The sequence below is a fragment of the Paludibaculum fermentans genome, assembly GCF_015277775.1.
In the GTDB taxonomy this organism is placed as follows: domain Bacteria; phylum Acidobacteriota; class Terriglobia; order Bryobacterales; family Bryobacteraceae; genus Paludibaculum; species Paludibaculum fermentans.
On sequence record NZ_CP063849.1, the window covers coordinates 2,818,792 to 2,844,852 of the forward strand.

A 26,061-nucleotide genomic window follows, 5' to 3' on the forward strand; every position below is an offset into this window, starting at 1 on the left:
GTAGGAACGAAGTGTTGAGGTCACCCGGACGCCGCCATGGTACGGAACCCGGGTCGAATATCTTTAGCACTGGCGCAGCGATTCCTGATCCGGCTGCAGAATCTGATGCCCCCAGTCTAACAGAATGAAAAACAAACCGTCAAACGGGTGTTACTTGGGCACGCAGAAGCGGCCGGTTACAGAGCATCCCATCCGGGAACCCCGCAACCCGCCGCATCTCTGTTTTGTCGATAGGATTGCGCCCACACAGGACGCATTCACTACTTGATCTCGACGGTGGCGCCGGCGTCGACGAACTTCTTCTTGATCGTCTCGGCTTCGTCCTTGTTAACGCCTTCCTTGATCGCCTTCGGAGCCGCTTCCACGAGGTCCTTGGCTTCCTTCAGGCCGAGGCTGGTCACTTCACGCACAACCTTGATCACGTTGATCTTGTTGGCGCCGGCAGCCGTCAGAATGACGTTGAACTCGGTCTTTTCTTCCACAACCGCTGCGGCAGCGCCGCCGGCCGCAGGAGCGGCAACGGCAACAGCGGCGGCGGCGGCGGAAACACCCAGCTTTTCCTCAAGCAGCTTCACCAGCTGGGAGGCTTCCAGAAGCGTCAGGCCCTGGATATTTTCGGCAATCGCGTTGATGTCAGCCATTTTAGTTTCGAAACTCCCTATCGTTATAAAATCGTTCCACTCAAGTCCTCACCCGCGCGATCCGCAATCCGAACCCCGCCTGGAGGCCTGCCCTCACTAGGAGGAAAACTTGTTTTCCTGGACGCCCTGATCGATGACCACGGCGAGATCGCGGCCCACGCCATTCAAGACAGTGACCAGTTGCTGTGCCGGAGCATTGATCACCCACAACAGCTTGGCGTAGATCACTTCCTTCGCCGGCATGCTGGACAGTTCCTGGATCGCACTCAGGTCGATCGCACGGCCTTCCACCAAGCCAGACTTGAAAGTAAATGTCGGATTTGCCTTCGCGTAAGCCGTCAGGGCCTTCGCCAGAGCTACCGGATCCCCAGTGGTGTAAGCCACCGCGGACACACCCTTCAGCCCTGCCAAAACCTGTGCGGATTCCAGTCCGGCGGACGCCTTCTCCGCGATCGTGTTCTTGATCACGTGATACATCCCGCCAGCCCCGCGAACGGTCTTGCGCAATTCGAAATCCTGCGCCACGGTCAGCTTCGTGAAGCCCGTCACAAACACGTTCGGGGATTTCTGAAGCTCACCACGCAGTTTCTCGAGATCTGCTTGTTTCTTTTTTCTTTCCTTCATGACCGGGTCCTTTCGCGAGCGCGCTCGATGCTACAGTTGACGGAGGTTGTAGACAGTTACGTCCAGAGCGACGCCCGGCCCCATGGTGGAGCAGACCGTTGCACTCTTCACGTACTTGCCCTTGGCCACCGAAGGCTTCGCCTTAATGACGGCCTGAATCAGTGTGCTCGCGTTTTCCAGCAACTTGTCGGTCGCAAAACCAACCTTGCCCACCGGCGCGTGAATCACGCCAGTCTTGTCTACGCGGAACTCCACCTTGCCGGCCTTCACTTCGTTGACAGCCTTGGTGACGTCCGTCGTCACCGTTCCGGTTTTCGGGTTCGGCATCAGGCCACGAGGACCCAGTATCTTACCCAACCGCGCCATCGACCGCATCATGTCGGGGGTCGCAATGACAGCATCGAAGTCCATCCAGTTTTCTTTCTGGATCTTCTCCACCAACTCATCGCCGCCGAAAAATTCGGCGCCCGCCGCTTCTGCCTCACGAATCTTGTCGCCAGAGGCGATCACCAGCACCCGCTTGCTCTTGCCGAGCCCGTTCGGCAGAACGACGGTGCCGCGAACCATCTGGTCCGCGTGCTTCGGATCGACTCCCAACCGCATGTGCACTTCGACCGTCTCGTCGAACTTCGAGAACTTGATCTTTTGTACCAGCGGGATGGCGTCTTCGAGCGTGTAGGGCCGCTTCTCGATTTGCCCCGCGGCCGCAGTATACTTTTTGCCTGGTTTTCTTGCCATAGTGTGACTGGTCCAAACGGCCTTTCCACCGGTTACCCGGTCATAAGACCTCCCAATGTGGTCGGATTGCCCACCGTGCCCTGAATTGCGACCCGGTAAACGTTCCGTTAGATTGGAAAAGAACGAAACTACTACTTTAGCATGGGCGCGACTGGCGCGTCCACACCGGAACACGCTGAGACTAGTTAATTACTTCCACGCCCATCGAAACGCACGCACCCTTTACCTGGGCAATCGCTGAATCGATATCAAACGAATTCAGGTCGGGCATCTTCAGCTTCGCGATTTCCTCAACCTGCTTCATCGTAATCTTGCCGACTTTGTTCTTATTCGGCTCCGCACTGCCCTTCGCCAGGTTGCAGGCACGCTTCACCAGAATCGCCACCGGCGGCGTCTTGGTGATGAAGGTGAACGAACGGTCCGAGTAGATCGTGATGACTACCGGGATGATCAGCCCTTCCTGGTCCTTGGCGGAGGTCTTGGCGTTGAACGCCTTGCAGAACTCCATAATGTTGACGCCCTGCGGACCGAGCGCCGTGCCGACTGGAGGCGCCGGAGTCGCCTTCCCCGCCGGAATTTGCAGCTTCACTTGAGCCGTTACTTTCTTCGCCATTTCAAAACCCTTCTCAAACTCTTCTCAAGCGCACGCCCGGCACTTGCCTGCAGGCGCCAGCCTGGCCAAACAGCCTGCTAGCTGATCTTCTCCACCTGGAGAAATTCGAGCTCCACCGGAGTCGCGCGGCCAAAAATCGTCACGAGCACGCGCAGCGTGTTCCGGTCCGAGTTCACCTCGTCCACCTTGCCTTGGAAGTTGGTGAACGGACCATCCACGATCCGTACGGTCTCGCTCTTCTCGAAACTCATCTTCGGACGCGGCCGCTCAGCAGCCGACGCCTGACGGTAAAGAATCGCGTTTACTTCGTCCGCCGTCAACGGCACCGGCGTGTTGCCGCCGCCCACGAACCCGGTTACCCGGGGCGTGTTCTTTACGTGATGCCAAAGCTCGTCGTCCATGGCCATCTGCACCATGACGTAGCCCGGATAAAGCAGACGCTTGCTGGTGACCTTCTTGCCATTCCTCAACTCAACCACTTCTTCAGTGGGAATCAGGATCTGACCCAACCGGTCTGCAAACGCATACGCCGAGGCCCGGGCCCTCAGCGATTCCGCAACCTTGTTTTCGAATCCGGAGTAGGTGTGGATGATGAACCAATCCATGCCAGGGAGAGCATTCGGATCGGCCGCCGCGGCAATCTCCTCCGCGGTTACCTCCTCGGGAGACTCCGACTGGGCACCGTTTACCGGCGCGTCTTCAGACGGATCGGGGATGCCGCCTGCCTCGTTATTTTGATCGAAGTCTTGCTCGGACATGGACTAAACCCTTGTCTAGCTTGCGCTTACTACTTCCGTGCCAGCGTCTGGAAAATCTGATTGATCGCCCGGCCCAGCAGCATGTCAACCACCGCGAAGTAGGCCGCGAACAGAAATACTGCTGCGATCACAACCCCTGTTGTTGCTTGCACTTGTGCCTTGTTGGGCCAGCTCACCCGGCGCATCTCGGCTTTCAGATCCGAGACGTATTCCTTGACCTGTTCGATCCAGCCCGCGACGCCGGTCTGTGGCTGGTTGTCGCCGCTCGCTGCCGTAGTTACTGCCGCCATGGATGGCACCTTTTCCGAAGCCTTTCCGAGAGGCGTGCCTTAGGCACACCCGCTACCGACGAACGCCCCTTACACAGGCGTCTTGATTGAAATCCACCCAGATCTGGTCCGGATGCCAGGAAGATGGCAGGGGATGAGGGAATCGAACCCCCACATGCGGTTTTGGAGACCGCTGGTCTACCGTTAACCTAATCCCCTTCCCGGTAAACACTCAGTATTATAGCTCAACTTCCGGACAGCCTCGGGAACCAGCCGCCCGTACTTTCCACCCAAACCCTTGCGAACAAACGCGGCGGCCTTCTTTTAAAGCCGCCGCGCGTCCTTCAATCACTAGTCGAGAACCACTTCCGACACCGTGCCGGCGCCAACCGTGCGGCCACCTTCACGAATCGCGAAGCGCAAGCCCTTGTCCATCGCCACCGGGGTGATCAGTTCCACACCCACCGTGACGTTGTCGCCAGGCATCACCATCTCGGTGCCTTCCGGCAACTCCATCACACCCGTCACGTCCGTCGTCCGGAAGTAGAACTGCGGACGATAGCCCTTGAAGAACGGGGTATGGCGGCCGCCTTCTTCCTTCGACAGGACGTACACTTCGCCCCGGAACTTCGCGTGCGGCTTGATCGAGCCCGGCTTCGCCAGCACCTGACCACGCTCCACGTCGTCCTTGTCGATGCCGCGCAGCAACAGGCCGACATTGTCGCCCGCCATGCCACTGTCCAGCAGCTTCTTGAACATTTCCACGCCCGTGACTACCGTCTTGCGCGTGTCGCGGAAGCCCACAATCTCGACTTCCTCGCCCACCTTGACCTGGCCCTTTTCAATACGGCCCGTCACCACCGTCCCGCGGCCCTGGATCGAGAAGATGTCTTCGATCGGCATCAGGAACGGCTTGTCCACATCGCGCGGAGGAATCGGAATGTAGCGATCCACCGCTTCCATCAGGTCGTCCACCGACTTTTCCCACTCCGGCTCGCCGTTCAACGCGCCCAGCGCGCTCACGCGGCAGATCGGCAGGTCGTCGCCGGGGAACCCGTAGCTCGAAAGCAGCTCGCGCAGCTCCATCTCCACCAGTTCCAGCAGTTCGGCGTCGTCCATCATGTCGACCTTGTTCAGGGCAACCACGATGTACGGCACACCCACCTGGCGGGCCAGCAGTACGTGCTCACGAGTCTGGGGCATCGGTCCGTCAGGAGCCGCCACCACCAGGATCGCGCCGTCCATCTGCGCCGCACCGGTGATCATGTTCTTGATGTAATCCGCGTGGCCCGGGCAGTCCACGTGCGCGTAGTGACGATTCGCCGTCTCGTACTCCACGTGCGCCGCCGCGATCGTGATACCTCGTGCCTTTTCTTCGGGCGCGTTGTCGATCGAATCGAAGCTGCGGAACTGCACCTTCGGGTTATGCTTGGCCAGCGTCTTCGTGATTGCTGCCGTGAGCGTGGTCTTGCCGTGGTCGATGTGGCCAATCGTGCCAACATTCACGTGCGGTTTGCTGCGATCAAATTTCTCTTTCGCCATGCGTGCGACTCCCTGCTGCCTCCCGCCTAATCCAGCTTTTTGTGGGGACCGGCCGCCCGCCTCGGGCTCACCGGAACCTGGAAGGGTCCAGCTCGTCTTGAAAAATTCTGGAGCCGATGACCAGGATTGAACTGGTGACCTCGTCCTTACCAAGGACGCGCTCTACCAACTGAGCTACATCGGCCCTGCAACTTACTTTAGCGCAACCCTACCCGCCTATGGCAACCCCGGCACACTGCTCTCCGCGATTTCCATCACAGACCCAGGTTGGATCGCTTTCGCCCGGTACTTCTCCCGGTTCGCTCTACCATACAAGTAGATGGTGGACAGGGGAGGATTCGAACCTCCGTAACTCGCAAGGAGTGGCAGATTTACAGTCTGCTGCCATTAACCACTCGGCCACCTGTCCGTAACCGTGTTGTCGCTGCCGGACGGCAACCCTCCCAATATAACGCATCAGCGGTCATTTTGCATCAAACAATCGTGCGTGAATTTGTTCTAATCCACCTCCTTGCGTCCCGCCGCGAAGGATGGTACCAACAGTAGTTCAGGACCCTGCCGCACACCACCCATGCGCCGCCATAAGAGCCTCCACCCGCTGTCCCACCAGCACCACAACGGACTCGCCCTCTGTGTGCTCATTGAACGCGGTCTCGCCAGGGATTCTTCCGACGCCAACATCCAACGCCTCGCCGCCAAATGCGCCGACCGCTTCGATCTTGAACTCGTGAACCACTTTGAACTCGAGGAACAGGACCTCTTCTCGGCCATCCTCTCCGAGCTCGGCCCCAACGCCCAGGTCGACGCGCTGGTCGCCGAACACCGCCGCATGGAGCAACAGATCGCCCAGCTCCGCGTCGAACCCACCATCGAGCGCCTCCAGGCCTTCGGTGCCCTTCTGCGGGCCCACATCCGGAGCGAGGAGAATGAACTCTTCGAGAGCGTCCAGGACCGCCTCAGTGACGCCACCATGCAGCGCCTCGGCGACACCTTCGAAGCCCGCGCCGTTCGCGTCTGCCTCGAGCCCTGATTTCAATCAATATTCCGATGAGCACCCTACTTCAAACCAACATCCCCAGCCTCCCGTTGATCGCCCGTGGCAAGGTCCGCGATGTCTATGCCGTCGGCGACGACAAACTGCTGATGATCGCCACCGATCGCATCTCCGCGTTCGATTGCGTCCTCGGCTCACCCATTCCAGACAAGGGCCGGGTTCTCACCCAGCTCTCTCTTTTCTGGTTCGATTTCCTGAAGGACGTCGTACCCAACCACCTGATCTCGGCCAACGTCAGCGACTACCCGGCCGACCTGCACCAGTACAGCGACCAGCTCGAAAGCCGCTCCATGCTCGTTAAACGCGCAGAGATGGTGCAGATTGAATGCGTCGCCCGCGGCTACATCTCCGGCTCCGGCTGGAAGGAGTACAAGGCGGATGGCACCGTCTGCGGAATCCAGCTCCCCTCCGGACTCAAGGAGAGCGACCGCCTGCCCGAGCCCATCTTCACGCCCGCTTTCAAGGCCCAGTCGGGCCACGACGAGAACATCAGCTTCGAGAAGGCCGCTCAAATCGCGGGCCAGGACGTTGTCACGCGCCTGCGCGACCTCACCTTGGGCATCTACTCCAAGGCCGCCGGCTACGCGCTCACCCGCGGCATCATCCTCGCCGATACCAAGTTCGAGTTCGGCTTCATCGGCGACACGCTCACCCTCGGCGACGAAGTCCTCACGCCCGACTCCTCGCGCTTCTGGCCGGCCGCCGATTACAAGTCCGGCGGCGCGCAGCCCTCTTTCGACAAGCAGTTCGTACGCGACTACCTCGAAACGCTCTCCTGGAACAAGCAGCCCCCCGCTCCATCGCTGCCGGCCGACGTAATCGAGAAAACGTCCGACAAGTACCGGGAGGCGTACGAAAAGATCACTGGTAGCAAACTGTGAACTGGCTCGACATCTTCTTCCTGGTTCTGCTCGGGATCTTCGTGACGCAAGGCATTCGCCGGGGCTTCACGCGGTTGGCAATCGGCCTGGCATCCACGATGCTGGGCCTTTTCCTCGCAACCTGGTTCTATGGCTCCGCCGGAGCCTACTTCCAGCCCTACCTGAGCTCCCGTGCGCTCTGCAACATCGTAGGCTTTATGCTCGTCTTTGTTGGCGTTCAGGCGGTGGGAGGCCTTTTGGGCTGGGGCCTCTCCCGCATCTTTAAGTGGACCGGCCTCAGTTGGCTCGACCGCATGCTGGGCGCCCTCTTCGGCCTCATCAAGGCCACCCTGATCGGCGTGGTCTTCATCATGATGCTGCTGGCCTTCCCCATCAAGCCGGTGCCCGACTCCGTGGCCGATTCCACCGTCGCCCCCTACCTCGTCGAAGCCTCACACGTCCTCGTCTACCTCGCCCCGCGAGATCTCAAGGACGGTTTCCTGGCGACCTACGAGCGGGTGAAGAAGCTCTGGACCGGCGTCCGGCATGACGCCGAACACGAAACTCCACCCAAGGCGAGCAACTAGCGCGCCGTGATGCCCACCAGGCAGACGCCGCCAGCCGCGCCGATTCGTCTTCGCCAAAGTCATAACTGCTTGAAACTAAAAGCGATCTGAGCCCCTCTTGCCTGCCCCTGCGCCAGCTGCCTAAAATCCTCCAAGAAAATACTTGACGTGTCAACTAATGTCGTGTAATTTAAAGTCATGGCACGCAAGACAAGCCGCCTCCAAGAGGAACTGAAGCAGACGAAACCCTTCAGCTCCATCTACCAGGAGGCGTCTCTGTCCATCCTGAAGACCGCGGACGTCTTCCGGCGTGACACAGCACGCTTCCTGGAACCACACGAGATTACGCCGCAGCAGTACAACGTATTGCGCATCCTGCGCGGCGCAGGTGCCGAGGGCATTCCGACCTTGGCCATCGGCGAGCGTCTCCTCGAAGAGACGCCGGGCATGACCCGGTTGCTCGACCGAATGGAATTCAAAAGCCTCGTACGCCGGGTTCGCTGCGAAAAAGACCGCCGCCAGGTGCTCTGCTACCTCACCGAAGAAGGTGCGCGCCTGCTGGCCAGCCTCGACCCGTTGGTCGCGGAAATCGATCAGAAGATGGCCGCGGGGCTCACCCCCGATGAGGCCGAAACCCTGGTGGAACTACTGGAAAAGATACGGGAGACAAGACAATGACTATCGCTGAACTCGACGCCAAACTGAACGACGCCATCCTCACCGGCAAGGCACTGGAAGCCTTCGAAGAACTCTACGACGAGAACGTCGTCATGCAGGAAAACTCGAACGAGCCGTTCGTCGGCAAGGCGGTCAACCGCCAGCGCGAAATCGACTTCTTCTCGAGCATCGAAGCCTTCCACGGCGCCTTCGTCCTCTCATCCGCTGTGAACGGCGACGTATCCCTCTCTGAGTGGCTTTACGACGTCACCTTCAAGGGTGGGGTTCGAATCCAACTCGCCCAGGTCGCGGTCCGCCGCTGGAAAGACGGCAAGATCGTCAACGAGCGCTTCTACTACTCCAAGTAAGCCGGCTCATCCCCAGCAACAGAGACCAAGAACCAAATCCAAGAAGGAACAAGAATCATGAACTGGAAATCCGTCCTCGCCCTGTCCCTGCTCACCGTGCCTGTTGTCCTGGCTGATGAGTACAAGATCGACACCTCACACTCCAAGGCCGCCTTCACCGTCAAGCACCTCATGGTCAGCAACGTTCGCGGCGAGTTCAGCAAGGTCACCGGCACCATCGTCTACGACGAAAAGAACCCCACCGCCATCCGCATCGACGCCACCATCGACGCCACTACGGTAAACACCAGCGAACCCAAGCGTGACGAGCACCTGCGCAGCGCCGACTTCTTCGACGTCGCGAAGTACCCGACCATGACCTTTAAGTCCAAGAGCGCCAAAAAGACCGCCAACGGCCTGGCCGTCACCGGCGACTTCACCCTCCACGGCGTCACCCGGCAGATCGTCCTGAATGTCGATAACTCTGGTCCGGAAGTGAAGGATCCGTGGGGACTGCTGCGCCGCGGCGCTTCCGCCACCGTCACCATCAACCGCGCCGATTACGGCCTCACCTGGAACAAGGCCGTCGAAACAGGCGGAGTGGTCGTGAGCGACGAAGTGAAAATCACCATTGACGTGGAAGGCACCCGCACGGCCACCGCGCCCGCCACCAAGTAACCAGCGCCCACTCAAACTACAATCTTCGTTCAGAGCAGTCGCAACAGGGGCCCCCTAAAAAGGGCCCCCTCCTTCATTTCACCCTCCACGCTTTAGTACCCTGCAAAGTACGCCTGCAAGGTATTCCCACGATGCTTCTCTCCCGACGTTCTCTCCTGGCCTCCTCCGCCGCCCTAGCCTCCGCCCAAGGCCAATCCTCCACCCCCGCCCTCTCGAACATCAGCCTCACGCCCGAGTACTACTGCGGCTGGCCGACTCTCGCCCGCCGCGCCAACGGAGAGTTGCTCGTCGCCTACTCCGGAGGCCGCGAAACCCACGTCTGCCCCTTCGGCCGCGTGGAACTCATGCGCTCCACCGACGACGGCCAATCCTGGAGTTGGCCCGAAGTCCTGCTGGACACGGTCATCGACGATCGTGACGCCGGACTCTGCATCACGCCCACCGGAGCCATCCTTGTCACCACATTCACGTCCCTGGCGTACGAAGCCACCCTGCAGCGCGCCAAGGACTGGCCAGACGACCGCATGGCCCGCTGGCAGGCCGTCCAGCGCCGCTCCACCCAGGCGCAACGCAACGCCCTTCTCGGCACCTGGATGCTGCGCTCCGCCGACGGTGGCATGACCTGGTCCGCGCCCTACCGCGTCCCCGTCAATTCTCCGCACGGTCCGGTCGCCATCTCGGGCAACCGGCTCATCTATCCCGGCAAGGAACTGTGGGAGCCCGGGCAGAAGGCGCGCGTCGCCGAATCGACGGACGACGGCCAGACCTGGCGGATCCTCTCTGACATCCCCCTCCGCCCGGGCGACCGCTACGAGGACTATCACGAACTCCACGCGGTGGAAACGTCCGGCCACAACCTGATCGTGCACATTCGCAATCACAGCAAGGTCAACGAAGGCGAAACGCTCCAGTCCGAATCCAAAGACGGCGGAAGAACCTGGTCCGGACCCCATGCGATTGGAGTCTGGGGTCTTCCCTCCCATCTTCTGCGCCTGCGCGACGGCCGCCTCCTGATGTCCTACGGCTACCGCCGCGCGCCCTTCGGCAACCAGGCCCGAGTCAGCGAGGATCAAGGCCGGACGTGGTCGCAGCCCATCCCGATTTCGTCAGACGGGGTAAGAGGCGACCTGGGCTACCCCTCCACAGTCGAGCTGGCCGGAGGAGCCTTGCTGACTGTCTGGTACGAGCAGCAGGTCGGCAACCCCAAAGCAGTCCTCCGCCAGGCCCACTGGCGCCTATAGAGGAACCGGGATTGGTGGGGCGAGCCACCAGGCTTGCGGGCCGGCTCTCGAGCCGGCCATCTTCCGGCCTTACTCTCCTTCCGCTGGATACGCCGACGACCATCGGTACTCCTCAGGTCTGCGAGCCAACCCCGCCCGCACCGGATTCCGCTCCACATACCGCGCGATCCGCTGAAACTCCTCTTCGTTACGGACCCAATGATCGTACGATTCCCTCTCCCAGAATGGCTGGCCCGTCCGCCCGAGCATCAGATTCGCTTGACGTGCAGTGAATCCCTTGAGGGATTGCGCTAAACGGCGAAGCTCAATCATCGGGGTGATCAGAAGATGCACGTGGTTCGGCATGACACTCCAGGCATGCAACCGATACTGTCTCAACTCGCGTTCACCCAACCGGATCGCCTCGGACACGAATTCGGCAATGTCGTGGCGGCTCAGCCATAAGGGGCCGCACTCGGCCCGATCCAGATACCGGTCGATACAGGCAAAGGACTGACCGCTGGTCAGCCCTGCTGGATCAACATAACGGTGAGGCGGCAAAGATCCAAAGTTCCTCCACGTGATAAACAGGGAAGCCCCTTCTGGATGCCAATGCGGAAGCCTGCGCCGGTAAAAGCTCACAACAACTGAAGTGCCGGTGAAACCAGGATTCCTCTCAGCGCCGGCCTGGAAATCTGCCTGCAAAGTCCAACTCCAGACCTGCAGCCAAGCGCCCCATCCCTGGCCCAGATTCGATCCTCACTGCCCCAATCCAGCACAGCCTGCCGCCCGGTGCCCCTTCGGCCGGAAGCTCCGAGCCATGAATTCAATCGCCTGCCCATCCTCTGGTCTCGCCGATTCCATATAGAAATTCGCGCACCCGGAGTCGGGGAAAGTCACCGCGAAGTTCGAAACCCGGCCAGCCGGCCCGCCGGACAGGTCCCGCCGGACCACCCAGACCCGTGCGCCGTCCACCACAGTCTCCCGGAAGGCGATCGCCTGCTGGTCCCGCCTCGCCCAAGTGTCGGCATGACGCCCGATATCGTGCGAAATCACTACCTGCCCATCTCGCGATGTGAAGCGGCCCACAAAGGTGTCAGTACCCCAGTCCGGCAGGTAGCTGAAGCCGGGAGGCACCGCCAACTCTCCCTCCGCCCAGGAGAACTTGCCCGACGCGGCGTCCCAACTCGCGTCCTTTGGCATCGGCGGACTGCTGGCACAGGAAGAGCACAGCATGGCACACGCAGCCAACAGCGTAGTCAGTATCCAACTCGAAGTAATTCTGGTACCCATCGCAAACTGGAAAACGAGCCGGCTTCGTGAATCGGAGCCCACAACAAGGTGGACGCCACCAGAGGCGAAAAGTTCCACCAGGCCAGCCGCAAACGGAGCCGCGAACGTAAGTGCGCGGATAGCCGCCGAAAGGTTCCACTCAGCGCAGCATCCGCCCCCTACCCCGCCAACCCCTCAATCTGCGCCCGCAACTGCACCAGCAGCACCCCCGGCGCCGCCGCGGGATCCAATGGCACTCGCAAAATCCCCGCCGGAGTAAACTGCGCCCCCGCCGTCTCACTCACCAGCCGCATCAGCGCATGCGGATCCACGGCCGATCCCGGATGGAACTTGATGTTCACGCCGCCGCCGCGCCGGTCGATCGCCTCGATCCCACACCGCGCCGCCATCGTCTTCAACTGAGAGAACTCCACCAGGTGCCGCACGCTCTCCGGCGCCGCGCCATACCGGTCTTCCAGCTCCTGCAGCAGCGCCACCGCCTTCGCCGGATCGCCCGCATCCGCAATCCGCTTGTACGCCTTCAACCGCTGCTGTTCATCGGCGATGTAATCAGTTGGAATCCGGATATCCAAACCAAGATTCAACGACGAGTGCACCTCAGGAGCCACCGTTTCGCCCCTCAGCTCCCGCGCCGTTTCATCCAGCAGCTTCACGTACGTCTCATACCCGACCACCGCCAGATGCCCGTGCTGCTCACCGCCCAGCAGGTTCCCGGCCCCGCGCAGTTCCAGATCCAGAGCCGCAATCTTGAAACCGGCGCCCAGATCCGAGAACTCCTTCAGCGCCGCCAGGCGCTTCCGCGCCACCTCGGTCAAATCCACATCGGTCGGCACCATCAGGTACGCATACGCCCGCCGGTTGCTGCGGCCCACACGCCCGCGCAACTGGTACAACTCCGACAACCCGTAGTTCTGCGCGTTCTCGATGATAATCGTGTTCGCCAGCGGAATGTCCAGGCCGTTCTCCACAATCGTCGTACAGACAAAGACATCCGCCCCGCGATGCATGAAGCTCAGCAGGACCTTCTCGAGCTCGGTTTCGCCCATCTGCCCGTGACCCACCGTCACCCGCGCGCCCGGCACAAGCTCCTGAATCGTCGCCGCCCTCGTCCAGATCGAATCCACGCGATTGTGTACGAAATACACTTGGCCGCCGCGTTGCACTTCCTGCTCAATCGCGGTCTTGATCAGGTCCGGATTGTACTTCGCCACCACCGTCTGGACTGCCAGCCGGTCCTTGGGCGGAGTCTCGATCACACTCATGTCCCGCAGGCCCAACAGCGACATGTGCAACGTGCGAGGAATCGGCGTGGCCGACATTGTCAGCACATCCACACTCTTCTTCATCTGCTTCAGCCGCTCTTTGTGCGCGACGCCGAAGCGCTGCTCTTCGTCCACCACCAGCAGGCCCAGGTCCGGGAACTCCAGGTCCTTCGACAGGATCCGGTGCGTGCCCACCACCACGTCCACCTTGCCGGCTTTCAGATCCGCCAGCACCGCCTTCGTCTCTTTCGGCGACCGGAACCGGCTCAGCATCTCAATCCGCACCGGGAATGCCTGGAACCGCTTCTGGAAGGTCTCGAAATGCTGCAGCGCCAGCACCGTCGTCGGAGCCAGCACGGCCACCTGCTTGCCATCGCCCAGCGCCTTGAACGCCGCCCGCATCGCCACTTCGGTCTTGCCGAAACCCACATCGCCGCACAGCAGCCGGTCCATCGGATGCGGGCTCTCCATGTCCCGCTTGATCTCCGTCACCGCCTGCAACTGGTCGCGCGTGGCTGAGTACTCAAAGGCATCTTCAAACTCGCGCTGCCAATTTGAATCCGCCGAAAACGCGTACCCCTCGCTCATCTTGCGCTCGGCGTAGAGCTTCAACAGCTCCTCCGCCATATCGCGCATCTTCGCCTTCACCCGCGACTTCGTCTTCGCCCAGGTGACGCCGCCCAGCTTGTCCAGCGACGGCTTGCCTTCGTTCGCGCCGCGGTACTTCTGGATCAGGTCCAGCCGCGTCAGCGGAACATACAGCTTCGATTCCGCCGCATACTCCACCACCATGAAATCTTCCATGGTGTCGCCGCCCGAAATCTGCCGCAGCCCCGTAAACCGCCCAATGCCGTGCTGCGCGTGCACCACATAGTCGCCGATCTTCAGATCCAGCGATTCGGGTGTAAACAGCGCCACATGCGACCGCGCCCGGGCAGGCTGCGCCGCATAGTCCGACGCCTCGAACAGATCTTCACTGCCGATCAGCGCAAACTGCGCCTCCGGCAAGGTGACACCGCGCCGCACCTGCCCCTGGATCAGGTAGACGCTCGCCGTCTGCATCGCCATGTAGGCGCGATCGGCCAGGTACTGCGGCGTCGACCCGGTCAGTTCCATGCCCAATTGGAAGGGCAGCGAATACTCGCCCAGGATATCGGCCAGCCGCTCCACTTCGCCCTGCGCCGCCGCGAAGAACGCCACCCGGTAGCCCTTGTCCACGAGGGTGCGTGCTTCACTCACCGCCGCCGGCATGTTGTTCCGGAACGCCATGCCCGGCTGCGACCGGATCTCCAGCGGAGCATCGCCCGCGTGCGTATCGCCTTCCAGCGACAGGTTCCGCAACTCAATCTCACGCCGGTCCGGATGCTGCGCCTGAAACTCACCCCAATGCCGGAATACCTGGTCGGGCGGGCACGGCGACTGCTCAGCCAACCCTTCCAGCCGCTTCCACAACCGCTCCGCCGCCACCTTCAACGCCTCCGGCTCGTCCCAGACGAGAATCGGCTTCTCAATCAGGTTTTCGATGGAATCGTTGCGCGGCCGCAACAGCGGAGCCGCGAACTCCCACCCCGGAAACGTCTCCCCCGGCACCACATCGTCGGCCTGCATTAGTTCGGCCAGCCGCCGCAGGAAGTCGCGCGTCCGCGGAGTCTCCTCCATCGGCAGCAGCGTCACCTCTTCCACCTTCAGGACACTGCGCTGCGTCTCCGGATCGAACCGGCGCAGGCTCTCCACCGTGTCCCCAAAGAACTCAATGCGGATCGGCCGGTGCGCTTCCGCCGGAAAGACATCGAAGATGCCGCCGCGGATGGAGTACTCACCCTCCATCTCCACCGGTTCCCGTTTCTCATAGCCGATGGAATCGAGATGCGACGCCAGGTCGTCCATCGCGATCTCGTCTTCCTGGCGCAGCGCCAGGGCCAGTTGCCGGTAGGCCGCGGCCCCTTCGGTCCGCAGCAGCGCCGACGCGACGGGCGTGACGGCAATCGAGCACTTCCCCGACGCCAGACGGAACAAACCCACGGCGCGCTGAGCTTTGATCTCGGTGTGGGGAGACAGGCCCTGCCCCGGCAGCACATCCAACGCCGGGATGTGAACCGGCGGCCGAGCCCCTCGCCCGGCCAGCAGCAGCCCATGGAACGTTTCCAGCAGCTCGTGCAGAATCTCGGCAGTCCGGTTCGTGTCCGTCACCACCAGGATCGGCTGCTCCAGGTTTTCCCACAGCAGGGTCAGGTACAGGGCTTTGGCAGTGGGCGTAAGCCCGCCCAGCATCGAGCGCGTCGTCGGCTCGTGCGCCAGGCGCCGCACCAGCTCCTGGAAAGCCGGATGTCGCGTGAGGGCCTGGAACTGATCTCGAACCCCAGGGTTGATCACTGCTGGCTCAGGACCTCTTCGACCGTAGCGGTCGTGGAGTATCCGGGCTCCAGCGGCACCAGCACCACCCGGCCCCCGGCGGCTTCCACCTCTTCCCGGCCCGCCACGAAATGCGCCCAGTCGCTGCCCTTCACCAGGATGTCCGGCAGCAGCGCGGCAATCAGCTCCCGCGGAGTGTCTTCCTCGAACAGCGTCACCGCGTTCACGGCTTCCAGCGCCGCGGCCAGCGTGGCGCGCTCCTGCTCCGGCAGGATCGGCCGTGTCGGACCCTTCATGCGCGCCGTGCTCGCGTCCGAATTCAGCGCCAGCACCAGCACATCGCCCAGGTTCCGGCACGACTCCAGCGTCCGGATGTGACCCGGATGCAGGATGTCATAACAGCCGTTTGTGAATACCACGGTCAAACCGGCCTCGCGCCAGCGCGCGCGCTGCGCCACCAGGTCTGCCCGGTTGTAGATGATCGCCATCGAATACGACGCTCCAGGCTCTAGTGTAGCGGTGGTGCGGGATGGAGGCTATTTCAGGAAGCCGCTGCGTCCGCTACCCTCGGCGCACAGCTGATCGTTCAGCGCATCGTCCAACGCCAGCAGATACCGCGTCAGCGACGACAGCCGGGCCTGCGTCTCCGCGCTCAATAGCTTCTTCTGCCATTGCTGCTGTGGCTGGTCGCGCCGGACGTAAAACGCGTGCAGCGCCCGCCGGTGCCGCTCAGTCTGATTCGCCGTCCCGCCATGCCAGATATGGGCGTTGTAGATCGCAACCGACCCGGCCGGAGCCAGCACCAGAACCTCCTGCGGATGCGGAGCCTTTGGGTCCTTCAAAACATCCTGCGGCAGCCGCCCCCACAGATGCGATCCCGGAATCAGCCGCGTCGCGCCGTTGTCTTCCGTGAAGTCATCCAGCAGCCACACGGAATTGAAAACACACGGTCCGATCTCGTCCGGCAGTAAACCCATATCGGCGTGCAATGGCTGCGCTTCCGGCGCGTAAGGATTGGTCGACCGCGCATTCAGGCTGCTCAACTTGAAACTACTGTTCAGTACATGATCGAGATAGACGAGAAGCCGCGCGTCCGAAACCACCTGTTCGAAAATCTCGCCTTTGTCGACAAGATTGGCCAGCCGCCGCGCAAAGGGCTCCTGCCGGAACTCGTGTCCGGCGTTCTCGCCCTCTTCTTCAAACAGCTGCTCCACCCGCACGCGCAACTCATGCAGCAGGTACTCATCCATGAACCCGGGCAGGATGATGTAGCCTTGTTCATCCAGTTGCCGCTTCTCGGCTTCCGTCATGCGCCCTATTCTATAAGCTTGGAGAACATTTTAGTAAGAGCGACAAACTGGGTTGGCGACGCGGTGATGAGTTTGCCGGCTTTGGCTGCGGTGCGCGCACGGTTTCCCGCGGCAAAAATTCACGGTGCTGGCCCGGCCGTGGGTCGCCGGCCTTTACCGCAAGGAACCCTTTGCCGACGAGATCCTGCCCTATCAGCCGGAATCTGTACTCGATCGTTGGAAAACCGCGTCCGAGCTCCGCAAGCGCAAATTCGACTGCGCCCTGCTCCTCCAGAACGCCTTCGATGCCGCGCTCGTCACCTTTCTGGCCGGCATCCCGCGCCGCATCGGCTACAACCGCGACGGCCGCGGCCTGCTGCTGACGGACGCCGTGCCGGTGCCCGCCAAGGGCTCCATCCCGCCGCACGAAAGCTTTTATTATCTGGAACTTCTGCGGCAAATCGGCTGGCTGGACAAGCTGCCTTCGGAGCCGCTGATCCGCCTCGCCGGCCAGCGCGGCAAAATGCGGCCCGTTATCGGAGTCAGCCCCGGAGCCGCCTATGGCACCGCGAAACAATGGATTCCCCAGCGCTTCGCCGCCGCCGCCTTGCAGATCGCCGGTCAGTTGAACGCCGAAATCGAACTTTTCGGCTCGAAAACCGAGCGTCCGCTCTGCGAAGAGGTCCGCTCAGAGATCCTGCGCCTGGGCGGTTCGGCGGCGAATCTCGCCGGCGATACAACGCTCGAACAGTTCATTGAGCGCGCCGGCACCTGCCGTGTATTCCTTACAAACGATTCGGGTTCCATGCACATCGCCTCGGCCCTGGGCATCCCCACGGTGGCCGTCTTTGGAGCCACCAACCACATCACCACCGGCCCCACCGGCCCGCTGGCCCAGGTGATCCGCCACGACGTCGAGTGTTCGCCCTGCCTTCTGCGCGAATGCCCCATCGACCACCGCTGCATGACCGGGGTCGAAGTCGATCGGGTGGTCCAGTCCGCTTTGGATCTGGTACAAATCTCAACCCTCTGAGAGCGGCCACTCCTGCTACAACAGTATGAGTGGATTCGCGCTCGAAGATCGTTTTACCCGCGGAATTGCCGGCCGGAACGCGGCTGGCATCCGGATATTTTGATCCGTTATTGACCGTCCATGCGGCCTGGCTGGCGGAAGCTCGCGGCGCGTCGGACAAACTGGCAGTCATTATCAAGGATCCACCGGTGCCCATCCTGTCCGCGCGGGCCCGTGCGGAACTCGTGGCGGCGCTCAAGGTAGTCGACTTCGTCGTTCTGGACCAGCCCTCCCTGCCCGCCGCCGATGTCCAATTGGAACAACGGGATGCAGCCGCCGCCGCGGCCTTTGTCGCGCACGTGCGCCAACGGCAGGGCTAATGGCGGCTACGCTCATTTTGGTGGTCCGCCTGGGCGCGATGGGTGATATCCTACATGCCTTGCCCGCCGCCGCCGCCCTCAAACGCTCGTTTCCGGATTGCCGGCTGAGCTGGGCTGTCCATCCCAAATGGCGGGAGCTGTTGGAAACAGGCGGCTTAGCGGACGAATTGATCCTAATCGACAGACGTCGTTTATCTTCCCTGCGCTCCGCCGCGCGCGAACTCCGGAAGCAGGAATTCGACCTCACCGTGGATTTCCAGGGCCTGATCCAGTCCGCCCTGGTGGCGCGCGTGGCCCGCTCCCGTCAAGTGTACGGCTTCGTCAAGGATCAAGTCCGCGAACGCCTCGCCGCAAGTCTATATACGACAACAGTTAGAGCTAAAACAACACATGTCGTCGAACGAAATCTGGACCTGGCGGAGGCAGCCGGAGCGCGCGACCGCACGGTAACTTTCCCGCTACCGCACGGTACACCGGATAGCACCCTGCCCGAAGGCAAGTTCATCCTGGCCGCCCCGTTCGCTGGCTGGGCCTCGAAGCAATGGCCGATGGAGCACTACGCTGTGCTGGCCCGGCGTTTGAGGTCGAATCTGGGTATCCCCTTGGTTTTGAACGGAGCCCCGTGGCAGGCCGAAGCCCTGCGCAGCGTCGAGGCCGCCGAGGTTCACATCTCGTCGATTTCCGGCCTGCTCGACGCCACGCGCCGCGCGACCGCGATCGTTGGCGTCGATAGCGGCCCCATGCACCTGGCGGCGGCGCTCGGCAAGCCGGGTGTCGCGCTGTTTGGCCCGACTGACCCGGCACGCAACGGCCCGTATGGTAAGTCCTTATCGGTGATCCGGATACCGGGCGCCGTCACCAGTTATGAGCGGAGGAAAGAGATAGACGCATCCATGCGGGCGATTCAACCGGAGGCCGTCTTGGATGCACTCGCTACAATGGTAGGGCTGTAATGTCGATCTTTCCGAAACCGTACGCAGACCTGGTCCAAAGGCTGCGAGTGCCTACGGGCCTACTGCTAGCCGCCGCCTTTGTCTGGCTGTCACAACCGGTGCTGCCCACGCTTCTGCTGGGCTGTCCCATCGCGCTGTTGGGGCTGGCGCTGCGCGCCTGGGCCGCCGGCCACCTGAGGAAGAACCAGCAGTTGACCGACTCCGGCCCCTACGCCTGGGTCCGCAACCCTTTGTATATAGGAACCTTATTCACCGCCCTGGGCTGCACCGTCGCCGCCGCCCGCCCCGGCCTGGCCACGATCGTCGGCGTGGTGTTCATCTTTGTGTACCTGCCCGTCATGGAGCAGGAGGAGCAGCACCTGGCCAAGATCTTTCCGGAGTTCGAGGAGTACGCCAGGCGGGTGCCGCAACTGTTCCCCCGGCTGCCTAAGATCTACCCGCCGCAGCGCTTCTCCTTTGAGGTTTATTTGCGCAATCGCGAGTACAAAGCCCTGTACGGCTTCCTGCTCGTCTACGCCTTCCTTATCTTCAAGTCCCTCTAAGTGGAAGACTTAGGGGCGCTCGACAGGCGCGCTTCCAACAGGATCAGGATGATCAGGAACACCACCATGATGGAGCCTGCCAGCGGCAGCCCCATCACGACGCCAACCCCATAGAAGTGAGCGAGATAGCCCAGGGACGCCGGCGCCAGCAGGCTGCCCGTGATGGCGATGGAGAAGATGCCGTTGAAGAAGCCGGGGTGGAAGTAGGGGAACCGGTCGCCGATCTTTTCCACCACCAGCGGCAGGATCACCGAGAATCCGCCCCCAGCCAGCAGTACGCCGACCGTGGCTCCGAACAGGTTGTTCGTGGAGAGCAGGACGAGGCAGGCGAACATCGGCGCCAGGGTAGCCCCGGCCAGCAGGCGGGCATGGCGGACGCGCGGCAAGAGCCACTGCGCTGCGACCCGTCCGATGAGCAAGGCAAACCAGTACAAAGCCAGCAGGAAGAGCGAGGTAGCGGGGCTCGCGCCCAGCCGTTGTGTCAGGAAGAGCGGCAGCCAACCCGCCAGCGCGCCTTCGTTGCCCGACTGGAAGAACAGCAACAGCGCAAACAGAATGGCAGCCGGGCTCTTGAAATCCTTCAGCGCCCGCTCCCAGGTGACTTCCTTGACGACAGGCTCGTCCGGCAGTTTGGCGCGGTAATAGATGATCGCGGCCAGGGCGGGCACGACGGCCAGAATCAGCAGGACGACGGCAACGGTGTAGGCAAAGAAGGTACCGGCGATGAAGAGCGCGCAGGTCATGCTGCCCAGGCCGTAGAGCGCGCCGGCCAGGCTCAGGGTCGCCGCCGGATTCAGGTTATAGACGGGCGTAATGGCGTGGAACACGCTGGTATTCAACAGGCCCGCGCTGAGCCCGATGAGGAAGAGTCCACCCATCCGCCACGCGAAGGGCGAGGGCGGCGAGAATGCGGCCAGCAACACCATGGCGAGAAAGGCGACGGCACACGCGAACGCCATCACAAACCGGATGCCTTTGCGCCTCAGCAGCGGAGCCGCCAGCAGGGGGGCGAGCAGCATGCCCAGGTTTTGCAGCAGGAAGTAGGTCCCAATCAGAAGGTAGTTGGGATCAATGTGGTAGCGCCAGGCGAGCAGGATGGAGCCTAGGAACGCCATCAGGATGCCGGAGAGAAACAGGCCGGAGATGCCGCGGCGGGCCATCGACCCCTGCAGGGAGCCTTGCGTGGTCTCGAGCCCGGGTGGCGTTTGGGAGGCGGCCGGCACCAGCCTATTGTAGCTCCGAAAAGTGGTGAAGCGGATACGCAAGCTGCGCGGCTACCAAAGACCGGAGGAAAAAGACGCCGTTTCTCCCGTTTTTCATATTTCTCGGGGATGGGTTCGTGTAAATACAATGACTTACGTTTGGCCGTCAAACTGCACTATAGACGGTGGGTCACGTTAGTTAGATGCTTTGTGGGTGGTTGCCTCTCTAACCATCCCGCCCCGGTGGTTCCCTCCGATCCCCCGGGGCGTTTTCTTTTTATCAAGCACTTACATTCTTCCTCCGGCGAGCAGCCGGCCCTCCGGCAAGAGCTCCAATGCCTTTGGTCTGCGCCTGCAAATTCCTGCATGCGGACTACCGTATAATCCAGCTTTTGGAATCGCACTACAAAATGTTGTGGTACCCATCTGATTTCCTCTTGACGGATTCGGGAAGGTCGCTTAGGATAAGGCCATCACTGAAGAAAGGAGGTGATCCAGAGAACATGAGTACTGGTAGTTGTCACACGCGTGAGGTGGTCGACTGCTGAAGCTCAAAACTGGTCACGCCTTGGCCCGACCTTCAGTGCAGGGCTAAGATCGTGCGCACCGGCCACTGAGCGCGATTCTAAAGCCATAGGCTTCAGAATCCAGGCTACCGAAGAGCCCGCCGCCGGAGTCCGGCCGCGGGCTCTTTCTGTTTTGCTGCATCTTTTGGCACAGGATGCTTGTCTGCTATACTGAGGAGGTTAAAGGATCAACGATGAAAGCTGGCATCCATCCCGCCTACAATGAACTGAACGTGATCTGCGCATGCGGTCACTCGTTCAAGACCCGCTCGACAAATAAAGGTGACATCCGAGTGGAAATCTGCTCCAGTTGCCATCCCTTCTTCACGGGCCGTCAGAAGCTGATCGACACCGAGGGGCGAGTGGATCGTTTCCAGAAGATGTTGGTTCGTTCGGCCAATCTGAAGGCCAAGCGGGCAGACACCAAGCAGCCGGTCGGTTAACCGATCGCTGCCTACATCTTCCTTACAGGACTGAAAAAGCCCGGCTGCGAAGCCGGGCTTTTTCGCGTTTAGAATCAACTGGCTGGAAAGAGCCTACTTGCCGGACTTTTCCTTGTCCTTCTGCTCTTTCTCTTTCTGCTCCGCCTTGCGCTTGTCGTCCCGTTCCTTGCGGAACTTTTCATACTCCACCTGCTGGGCGGGATTGAGCATGGCGTTGATCTCGGCGGTCTGCGCGTCCTGGATCGCCTTCATCTCGGGCCGGCTGCGTTCGCGCAGCTCGCGGAACTTGACCCGGGTCTCATCGAGGATGGTTTCCAGCTTCTGAACCTGCTCTGTCTGGAGACTGAGCCGGTGTTGCATCTCACCGATGTACTCGCGGCGGTAGTCCTCGGGACTCTTGGGGGGCGGATTCTTGGCGCTCACCGTATTCAGGGAATACGAGCGATAGCCCAGGGCGCCAACCACCGTGCCGCTGGCAAAAACAAGGATGAGAGAAAGAGCGAGAGTAGAGTTCGACCGCATCATTTCACGGGAGGCTCCTGCGACCGCCCGGATTCCGTTCCGACCGGGACAACGGCCACACCGCTCAGCATTTGAGCGTTATCGTGAGCATCGGCCAGAGCTTCCAGGTAGGTAGCAGTGTAGACCACCGCCGGACGCTTCGGCAACATTTGTAACATGACAAAAAACAGACTGGCGGCGGCGGCCGCGGCCACAAAGCCGTTGGACCATTTCCAGAGCTGTTTGGTCCAATGCTGGCCACTCTCGATGCGGTTCCAGAGCTTCGGCATAAAATCCGCGGAGACGTCCGGTTCCACGCAAGCGTCCCGGTAGGCCGCCAGCATCCGGTCGAAGTCCTGTTCCATCCGATTTTGCGATTCGCTCATGGCACCAGCATCCTTTCCAAATCCTTCGATTAATCAAACACGCTTGCCCGCGAGGTGCACTCGCCAGGGCCTTCCAACCTTACGGCCATCAACTGCCTGAATCCGCGGATTTCTCTTTCCGCTCCATGCCTTTGGCGCCCCGCGAAGACTCATACGCTTTTAGGACGCGCTGACGCGCCCGAAAGAGTCGGACTTTCAGAGCGTTCTCGTTGACATGATAGACCTTTTCCAGATCTTTCAGCGACAGCCCTTCCACTTCCTTCAACGTCAGCAGGGCACGGTCTTCTTCCGATACTTCGCTGAGCAGCGAATCGACGAATTCCCGTACCTTGGCCCGATGCAGATCGTCGACCTGCACCTTGGTTCCGGCCGAGGCATCGGCCAGCATGACAGCCTGCTCGCTGAGGTCGGACACCCGTGATTCCAGACGGCGTTTCCGCCGCTTCCGCAAGTAGTCCAGCGCCGCGTTGACTGTCAGCCGGTAGAGCCAAGGCTCGAAAACCTCCGGGCTTCTCAACTGATCCAGCGAATAATACAAACGCAGGAACACTTCCTGCGCCACATCCTCCACATCCTCGGGACGCCCGATCAGACGGGAGACGGTCCCAAAGATCCGGCGCCGGTACGCCGTGACGACCTCGTTGAACGCAGCGGGATCGCCCGCCCGCGCTCGTTCCACAACTTCGAAGTCGACCAGCATTGGAGGCAAGGGAGCTGGCGCGACTCCTTAAATTTTCTAACAATAAGGCGCGCCTAGCCTGCACTCAGGTTACAACAATTCCCTACAAGACCGTTCGTGCCGCTAGATGCATGTTAAAATTGGAACTTAGCCCTTCCCCCATGGATTTTCTCTCCGGCCTGAACCCCCAGCAGCGCGAAGCCGTGGCCCATGTCCAGGGCCCTCTTTTGATCCTCGCCGGCGCGGGCAGCGGTAAGACGAGGGTCATCACCCATCGAATTGCCCACCTGATCGATAGGGAAGGAATTTACGGCCCGTCCATTCTAGCAGTCACCTTCACTAACAAGGCATCCGGAGAGATGCGGGAGCGAGTTCTGAAGCTGTTGAACCACCTGCCGGCCGAGGCCGGTCCGATGGTGGCCACCTTCCACTCGTTCTGCGTACGCCTGCTGCGGCGCGACGGCGCCACCCTGGCCGACCTGCGGCGCAACTTCACCACCGGTTTCCACATCTACGACGACGACGACCAGCTCGCCCTGCTGAAGCAGATTTACAAGAAGCTGGGCCTGGACGACAAGTTCATGCAGCACCGCGCGGCCCTGTCGCGCATCAGCCACTCCAAAAACCAGAAGCAGGGCCCGGCAGACCTCTACAAGATGTCGGCCGACCCGAAAGCGGCCAAGCTGGCCGTGGTTTTCGAGCACTACCAGCAGGGCCTGGAAGCGGCTAACGCCCTGGATTTCGACGACTTACTGCTGGAAGCCGTGCGCCTGCTGCAGTACGACACCGAGGTCCGCCAGTTGTGGAACCGCCGCTTGCAGTTCCTGATGATCGACGAGTACCAGGACACGAACCGCTCGCAGTACGAGTTGATGCGGCTGCTGTCGGAAGCTCATTCAAACGTCGCGGTGGTCGGCGACGAGGACCAGATCGATCTACGGTTGGCGCGGCGCGGACATCCGCAACATTCTTGACTTCGAAAAAGACTATCCCGGCGCCAAGGTGATCCGGCTGGAGCAGAACTACCGCTCCACCAAGGTCATCCTGGAAGCTGCGTCGCGCGTGGTGGAACGCAACAAAGCCCGCAAGGGCAAGACGTTGTGGACCGACGGCGCCGACGGCGACCCCATCTGCTACCTGGAAGCAGCCGACGGCGAGCAGGAGGCCCTGTTCATCGCCGACACCATCGAGAAGATCTTCCGCAAAGAGCGCGATACGCGGGTGGCCATCCTCTACCGCACGAACTCGCAGTCGCGGCAGATTGAAGAGGCGCTGCGGCGCTACATGCGCAAGTACGTCGTGGTGGGCGGCTTCAGCTTCTACCAGCGGGCGGAAGTGAAGGACACGCTCTCCTACGTCAAGTTCCTGATGAATCCGCGCGACAACGTCGCCATGTTGCGGATCCTGAACGTGCCGGCGCGCGGCATCGGCAAAACCACGTCGGAGCAACTGGAGAAGATCGCGGCCGAGCGCGGCGAGACGCTGTGGGAAGCCATCGACACCTCGGAAAAGGAACACCTGCTGGGCGGACGCGCCGAGGCGGCCCTGGCGGCATTCCACCGGCTGATCGAGGAACTGCGCGACGCCATGACCAGGCAGGGTCCGGACGAGACGATCAAGCAGATCCTGGACCGCACCGGTTACCGCAAGATGCTGGAGACCGACTCGTCACCCGAATCCGAGTCGAAGCTGGGCAATCTGGACGAACTCGTATCGGCAGCAGCCGATGCGGCCGAACGGGGCGACACCCTGCAGGACTTCCTGGACTCCGCGGCCCTGGTGGCGGATTCCGACGATATCGAGGAAGAGGCCCAGGTCTCGCTGTTGACGATGCACAACGCCAAGGGGCTCGAGTTTCCCTATGTGTTCATCGCCGGCATGGAAGAGGGCCTGTTCCCGCATTCGCGATCACGCGAAAGCGACGAGCAACTCGAGGAAGAGCGCCGGCTGTGCTACGTCGGCATGACGCGCGCGATGAAGCGGCTGTACCTGACGAGCGCCAAAATGCGGCGTAAGTACGGCGGATCGCCGCCGGAGCCGTGCCAGCCGTCGAGGTTCCTGGAAGAGGTGCCCAGCTCACTGGTGGAAGACCTGAGCGTGCAGCGCCAGCCGGCCGGTTCCATCGACCTTTATGGCGAGCGGGCGTCGGTGCGCGAAGTGGCGCGCCGAAATACGTATACTGGAAAGACATATAATTCGCTCGATCACATCTCGCAGTTCTTCGCCGACCGGGGCGTGCGCCCGCCAGCAATGGTGCCGCCACCCACGGCTCCGAGACCTGCGGGCGCGCCGGATCAGCGGGCGGCAGTAACGCCGCAGCCGCAACCGGCACAGGGGCAAACCGCGATGCGGCCACCAACGGCCGCGCCGGCCAGGCCCGCTCTGAAAAAGGGCGGTCTGCGGGCCGGCATGACGATCGTGCACCCCAAGTATGGCCGTGGCACCGTGCTGCGCAAGGAAGGCGAGGGTGAGGATGCAAAACTCACAGTCAGCTTCCCTGGGCACGGCTTGAAGAAATTGATCGCCAAGTTCGCCGGCCTGTCGGCCAGTGAATGAGGCGGCATCCGGTGCGTCCCCGCGCAGGCGTGGGACGGTCCGTGGGATTTTAAAGTACAGACCGGTAAGCCGGCACGA

The 26,061-nt window shown here is 61.5% G+C and carries 30 protein-coding genes and 3 tRNA genes; 14 read left to right on the forward strand and 19 right to left on the reverse strand.

What is annotated here, in order from left to right; genetic code table 11:
• Nucleotides 1–260: 260 nt before the first annotated feature.
• From rplL to IRI77_RS11035, 10 genes are all read right to left on the reverse strand, one after another.
• The gene (rplL, locus tag IRI77_RS10990; protein ID WP_194452115.1) at nt 261–641 is read right to left on the reverse strand and encodes a 50S ribosomal protein L7/L12; all 381 of its coding nucleotides are present in this window, start codon (nt 639–641) and stop codon (nt 261–263) included.
• A 96-nt stretch (nt 642–737) separates the two neighbouring features.
• A complete protein-coding gene (rplJ, locus tag IRI77_RS10995; RefSeq protein WP_194452116.1) occupies nt 738–1,265 on the reverse strand; it encodes a 50S ribosomal protein L10 in 528 nt (175 codons plus the stop codon).
• A 30-nt stretch (nt 1,266–1,295) separates the two neighbouring features.
• The gene (gene rplA / locus IRI77_RS11000; protein WP_194452117.1) at nt 1,296–2,003 is read right to left on the reverse strand and encodes a 50S ribosomal protein L1; all 708 of its coding nucleotides are present in this window, start codon (nt 2,001–2,003) and stop codon (nt 1,296–1,298) included.
• Between the two features lie 181 nt (nt 2,004–2,184).
• The gene (gene rplK, locus IRI77_RS11005; RefSeq protein ID WP_194452118.1) at nt 2,185–2,616 is read right to left on the reverse strand and encodes a 50S ribosomal protein L11; all 432 of its coding nucleotides are present in this window, start codon (nt 2,614–2,616) and stop codon (nt 2,185–2,187) included.
• A gap of 77 nt (nt 2,617–2,693) precedes the next feature.
• A complete protein-coding gene (nusG, locus tag IRI77_RS11010) occupies nt 2,694–3,374 on the reverse strand; it encodes a transcription termination/antitermination protein NusG (RefSeq protein WP_194452119.1) in 681 nt (226 codons plus the stop codon).
• 29 nt (nt 3,375–3,403) lie between these two features.
• The gene (gene secE / locus IRI77_RS11015) at nt 3,404–3,664 is read right to left on the reverse strand and encodes a preprotein translocase subunit SecE (protein WP_194452120.1); all 261 of its coding nucleotides are present in this window, start codon (nt 3,662–3,664) and stop codon (nt 3,404–3,406) included.
• 124 nt (nt 3,665–3,788) lie between these two features.
• Nucleotides 3,789–3,862 (reverse strand) — tRNA-Trp (locus IRI77_RS11020).
• A gap of 132 nt (nt 3,863–3,994) precedes the next feature.
• Nucleotides 3,995–5,185 carry an elongation factor Tu gene (gene tuf / locus IRI77_RS11025; RefSeq protein WP_194447947.1) on the reverse strand — a complete coding sequence of 397 codons (1,191 nt, stop codon included), beginning with the start codon at nt 5,183–5,185 and terminating at the stop codon, nt 3,995–3,997.
• A 108-nt stretch (nt 5,186–5,293) separates the two neighbouring features.
• Nucleotides 5,294–5,369: transfer RNA gene (locus IRI77_RS11030), tRNA-Thr, on the reverse strand.
• A gap of 136 nt (nt 5,370–5,505) precedes the next feature.
• Nucleotides 5,506–5,594, reverse strand: a tRNA-Tyr gene (locus IRI77_RS11035).
• Between the two features lie 162 nt (nt 5,595–5,756).
• Here IRI77_RS11035 and IRI77_RS11040 point away from each other — a divergent pair.
• From IRI77_RS11040 to IRI77_RS11070, 7 genes are all read left to right on the forward strand, one after another.
• Nucleotides 5,757–6,215 (forward strand): hemerythrin domain-containing protein, encoded by a 459-nt coding sequence (locus IRI77_RS11040; RefSeq protein WP_194452121.1) that lies wholly within the window; start codon nt 5,757–5,759, stop codon nt 6,213–6,215.
• Nucleotides 6,216–6,232: 17 nt separating this feature from the next.
• A complete protein-coding gene (locus IRI77_RS11045; RefSeq protein ID WP_194452122.1) occupies nt 6,233–7,120 on the forward strand; it encodes a phosphoribosylaminoimidazolesuccinocarboxamide synthase in 888 nt (295 codons plus the stop codon).
• The gene (locus tag IRI77_RS11050) at nt 7,117–7,686 is read left to right on the forward strand and encodes a CvpA family protein (RefSeq protein ID WP_194452123.1); all 570 of its coding nucleotides are present in this window, start codon (nt 7,117–7,119) and stop codon (nt 7,684–7,686) included. The genes IRI77_RS11045 and IRI77_RS11050 overlap by 4 nt, the downstream gene beginning before the upstream one ends.
• A gap of 177 nt (nt 7,687–7,863) precedes the next feature.
• A complete protein-coding gene (locus IRI77_RS11055) occupies nt 7,864–8,343 on the forward strand; it encodes a MarR family winged helix-turn-helix transcriptional regulator (RefSeq protein ID WP_194452124.1) in 480 nt (159 codons plus the stop codon).
• Nucleotides 8,340–8,690, forward strand: a complete 351-nt coding sequence (locus IRI77_RS11060; protein ID WP_194452125.1) for a SnoaL-like domain-containing protein — start codon at nt 8,340–8,342, stop codon at nt 8,688–8,690. Before IRI77_RS11055 ends, IRI77_RS11060 begins: the two co-directional genes overlap by 4 nt.
• 57 nt (nt 8,691–8,747) lie before the next feature.
• On the forward strand, nt 8,748–9,347 hold the full coding sequence (locus IRI77_RS11065; RefSeq protein WP_194452126.1) for a YceI family protein: 600 nt from the start codon (nt 8,748–8,750) through the stop codon (nt 9,345–9,347).
• A gap of 131 nt (nt 9,348–9,478) precedes the next feature.
• Nucleotides 9,479–10,588, forward strand: coding sequence for a sialidase family protein (locus IRI77_RS11070; RefSeq protein ID WP_194452127.1), 1,110 nt, complete (start codon nt 9,479–9,481; stop codon nt 10,586–10,588).
• A gap of 69 nt (nt 10,589–10,657) precedes the next feature.
• On the opposite strand, the gene IRI77_RS11075 is transcribed toward IRI77_RS11070, so the two are convergent.
• The 5 genes from IRI77_RS11075 to IRI77_RS11095 form a co-directional block, all read right to left on the reverse strand.
• On the reverse strand, nt 10,658–11,272 hold the full coding sequence (locus tag IRI77_RS11075; protein ID WP_194452128.1) for a transposase: 615 nt from the start codon (nt 11,270–11,272) through the stop codon (nt 10,658–10,660).
• Between the two features lie 54 nt (nt 11,273–11,326).
• Complete coding sequence (locus tag IRI77_RS11080; RefSeq protein WP_194452129.1) at nt 11,327–11,770, reverse strand: hypothetical protein; 444 nt, start codon at nt 11,768–11,770, stop codon at nt 11,327–11,329.
• Between the two features lie 248 nt (nt 11,771–12,018).
• Nucleotides 12,019–15,495, reverse strand: a complete 3,477-nt coding sequence (mfd, locus tag IRI77_RS11085) for a transcription-repair coupling factor (RefSeq protein WP_228486681.1) — start codon at nt 15,493–15,495, stop codon at nt 12,019–12,021.
• Nucleotides 15,492–15,962 (reverse strand): adenylyltransferase/cytidyltransferase family protein, encoded by a 471-nt coding sequence (locus IRI77_RS11090; RefSeq protein WP_194452130.1) that lies wholly within the window; start codon nt 15,960–15,962, stop codon nt 15,492–15,494. The genes mfd and IRI77_RS11090 overlap by 4 nt, the downstream gene beginning before the upstream one ends.
• A 48-nt stretch (nt 15,963–16,010) precedes the next feature.
• Nucleotides 16,011–16,784 carry a phytanoyl-CoA dioxygenase family protein gene (locus IRI77_RS11095; RefSeq protein WP_194452131.1) on the reverse strand — a complete coding sequence of 258 codons (774 nt, stop codon included), beginning with the start codon at nt 16,782–16,784 and terminating at the stop codon, nt 16,011–16,013.
• Between the two features lie 124 nt (nt 16,785–16,908).
• Between IRI77_RS11095 and waaF the strand changes: the two genes are divergently transcribed.
• Genes waaF through IRI77_RS11115 form a run of 4 tightly spaced genes read left to right on the forward strand, consistent with a single transcriptional unit; the run spans nt 16,909 to nt 19,650 of the window.
• On the forward strand, nt 16,909–17,796 hold the full coding sequence (gene waaF, locus IRI77_RS11100) for a lipopolysaccharide heptosyltransferase II (RefSeq protein ID WP_194452132.1): 888 nt from the start codon (nt 16,909–16,911) through the stop codon (nt 17,794–17,796).
• Between the two features lie 29 nt (nt 17,797–17,825).
• Nucleotides 17,826–18,155, forward strand: a complete 330-nt coding sequence (locus tag IRI77_RS11105; protein ID WP_194452133.1) for a nucleotidyl transferase family protein — start codon at nt 17,826–17,828, stop codon at nt 18,153–18,155.
• A gap of 20 nt (nt 18,156–18,175) precedes the next feature.
• Nucleotides 18,176–19,108, forward strand: a complete 933-nt coding sequence (locus IRI77_RS11110; RefSeq protein ID WP_228486827.1) for a glycosyltransferase family 9 protein — start codon at nt 18,176–18,178, stop codon at nt 19,106–19,108.
• Entirely contained in the window at nt 19,108–19,650 is a 543-nt protein-coding gene (locus IRI77_RS11115) for a methyltransferase family protein (RefSeq protein ID WP_194452135.1), read from the forward strand. The genes IRI77_RS11110 and IRI77_RS11115 overlap by 1 nt, the downstream gene beginning before the upstream one ends.
• Here the strand turns inward: IRI77_RS11115 and IRI77_RS11120 are convergent.
• The gene (locus tag IRI77_RS11120; protein WP_194452136.1) at nt 19,647–20,873 is read right to left on the reverse strand and encodes an MFS transporter; all 1,227 of its coding nucleotides are present in this window, start codon (nt 20,871–20,873) and stop codon (nt 19,647–19,649) included. The two genes, IRI77_RS11115 and IRI77_RS11120, sit on opposite strands and share 4 nt — an antisense overlap.
• 739 nt (nt 20,874–21,612) lie before the next feature.
• Here IRI77_RS11120 and rpmE point away from each other — a divergent pair.
• Entirely contained in the window at nt 21,613–21,861 is a 249-nt protein-coding gene (gene rpmE, locus IRI77_RS11125) for a 50S ribosomal protein L31 (protein WP_194452137.1), read from the forward strand.
• 93 nt (nt 21,862–21,954) lie between these two features.
• Here the strand turns inward: rpmE and IRI77_RS11130 are convergent, their stop codons facing one another.
• The 3 genes from IRI77_RS11130 to IRI77_RS11140 form a co-directional block, all read right to left on the reverse strand.
• Entirely contained in the window at nt 21,955–22,386 is a 432-nt protein-coding gene (locus tag IRI77_RS11130) for a hypothetical protein (protein ID WP_194452138.1), read from the reverse strand.
• The gene (locus tag IRI77_RS11135; protein ID WP_194452139.1) at nt 22,383–22,748 is read right to left on the reverse strand and encodes a hypothetical protein; all 366 of its coding nucleotides are present in this window, start codon (nt 22,746–22,748) and stop codon (nt 22,383–22,385) included. The genes IRI77_RS11130 and IRI77_RS11135 overlap by 4 nt, the downstream gene beginning before the upstream one ends.
• An 88-nt stretch (nt 22,749–22,836) precedes the next feature.
• Nucleotides 22,837–23,448 carry an RNA polymerase sigma factor gene (locus IRI77_RS11140; RefSeq protein ID WP_194453625.1) on the reverse strand — a complete coding sequence of 204 codons (612 nt, stop codon included), beginning with the start codon at nt 23,446–23,448 and terminating at the stop codon, nt 22,837–22,839.
• A 140-nt stretch (nt 23,449–23,588) separates the two neighbouring features.
• On the opposite strand from IRI77_RS11140, the gene IRI77_RS37955 reads away from it, so the two are divergent.
• A complete protein-coding gene (locus IRI77_RS37955; protein ID WP_228486682.1) occupies nt 23,589–24,401 on the forward strand; it encodes an ATP-dependent helicase in 813 nt (270 codons plus the stop codon).
• A gap of 28 nt (nt 24,402–24,429) precedes the next feature.
• Nucleotides 24,430–25,983 (forward strand): ATP-dependent helicase, encoded by a 1,554-nt coding sequence (locus IRI77_RS37960; RefSeq protein WP_228486683.1) that lies wholly within the window; start codon nt 24,430–24,432, stop codon nt 25,981–25,983.
• The last annotated feature ends 78 nt before the right edge of the window (nt 25,984–26,061 follow it).

What these genes read in the sequence shown, in the direction of transcription:
- IRI77_RS37955 (WP_228486682.1), top strand. Translation starts at nt 23,589, where the DNA reads ATGGATTTTCTCTCCGGCCTGAACCCCCAGCAGCGCGAAGCCGTGGCC.
- IRI77_RS11115 (WP_194452135.1), top strand. Translation starts at nt 19,108, where the DNA reads ATGTCGATCTTTCCGAAACCGTACGCAGACCTGGTCCAAAGGCTGCGA.
- tuf (WP_194447947.1), bottom strand. Translation starts at nt 5,185, where the DNA reads ATGGCGAAAGAGAAATTTGATCGCAGCAAACCGCACGTGAATGTTGGC.
- IRI77_RS11095 (WP_194452131.1), bottom strand. Translation starts at nt 16,784, where the DNA reads ATGACGGAAGCCGAGAAGCGGCAACTGGATGAACAAGGCTACATCATC.
- rplA (WP_194452117.1), bottom strand. Translation starts at nt 2,003, where the DNA reads ATGGCAAGAAAACCAGGCAAAAAGTATACTGCGGCCGCGGGGCAAATC.
- IRI77_RS11130 (WP_194452138.1), bottom strand. Translation starts at nt 22,386, where the DNA reads ATGATGCGGTCGAACTCTACTCTCGCTCTTTCTCTCATCCTTGTTTTT.
- IRI77_RS11140 (WP_194453625.1), bottom strand. Translation starts at nt 23,448, where the DNA reads ATGCTGGTCGACTTCGAAGTTGTGGAACGAGCGCGGGCGGGCGATCCC.
- IRI77_RS11055 (WP_194452124.1), top strand. Translation starts at nt 7,864, where the DNA reads ATGGCACGCAAGACAAGCCGCCTCCAAGAGGAACTGAAGCAGACGAAA.
- IRI77_RS11065 (WP_194452126.1), top strand. Translation starts at nt 8,748, where the DNA reads ATGAACTGGAAATCCGTCCTCGCCCTGTCCCTGCTCACCGTGCCTGTT.
- IRI77_RS11135 (WP_194452139.1), bottom strand. Translation starts at nt 22,748, where the DNA reads ATGAGCGAATCGCAAAATCGGATGGAACAGGACTTCGACCGGATGCTG.
- nusG (WP_194452119.1), bottom strand. Translation starts at nt 3,374, where the DNA reads ATGTCCGAGCAAGACTTCGATCAAAATAACGAGGCAGGCGGCATCCCC.
- rpmE (WP_194452137.1), top strand. Translation starts at nt 21,613, where the DNA reads ATGAAAGCTGGCATCCATCCCGCCTACAATGAACTGAACGTGATCTGC.
- rplL (WP_194452115.1), bottom strand. Translation starts at nt 641, where the DNA reads ATGGCTGACATCAACGCGATTGCCGAAAATATCCAGGGCCTGACGCTT.
- IRI77_RS11070 (WP_194452127.1), top strand. Translation starts at nt 9,479, where the DNA reads ATGCTTCTCTCCCGACGTTCTCTCCTGGCCTCCTCCGCCGCCCTAGCC.
- IRI77_RS11040 (WP_194452121.1), top strand. Translation starts at nt 5,757, where the DNA reads ATGCGCCGCCATAAGAGCCTCCACCCGCTGTCCCACCAGCACCACAAC.
- IRI77_RS11080 (WP_194452129.1), bottom strand. Translation starts at nt 11,770, where the DNA reads ATGCCAAAGGACGCGAGTTGGGACGCCGCGTCGGGCAAGTTCTCCTGG.
- secE (WP_194452120.1), bottom strand. Translation starts at nt 3,664, where the DNA reads ATGGCGGCAGTAACTACGGCAGCGAGCGGCGACAACCAGCCACAGACC.
- IRI77_RS11060 (WP_194452125.1), top strand. Translation starts at nt 8,340, where the DNA reads ATGACTATCGCTGAACTCGACGCCAAACTGAACGACGCCATCCTCACC.
- rplJ (WP_194452116.1), bottom strand. Translation starts at nt 1,265, where the DNA reads ATGAAGGAAAGAAAAAAGAAACAAGCAGATCTCGAGAAACTGCGTGGT.
- IRI77_RS11045 (WP_194452122.1), top strand. Translation starts at nt 6,233, where the DNA reads ATGAGCACCCTACTTCAAACCAACATCCCCAGCCTCCCGTTGATCGCC.
- IRI77_RS11090 (WP_194452130.1), bottom strand. Translation starts at nt 15,962, where the DNA reads ATGGCGATCATCTACAACCGGGCAGACCTGGTGGCGCAGCGCGCGCGC.
- rplK (WP_194452118.1), bottom strand. Translation starts at nt 2,616, where the DNA reads ATGGCGAAGAAAGTAACGGCTCAAGTGAAGCTGCAAATTCCGGCGGGG.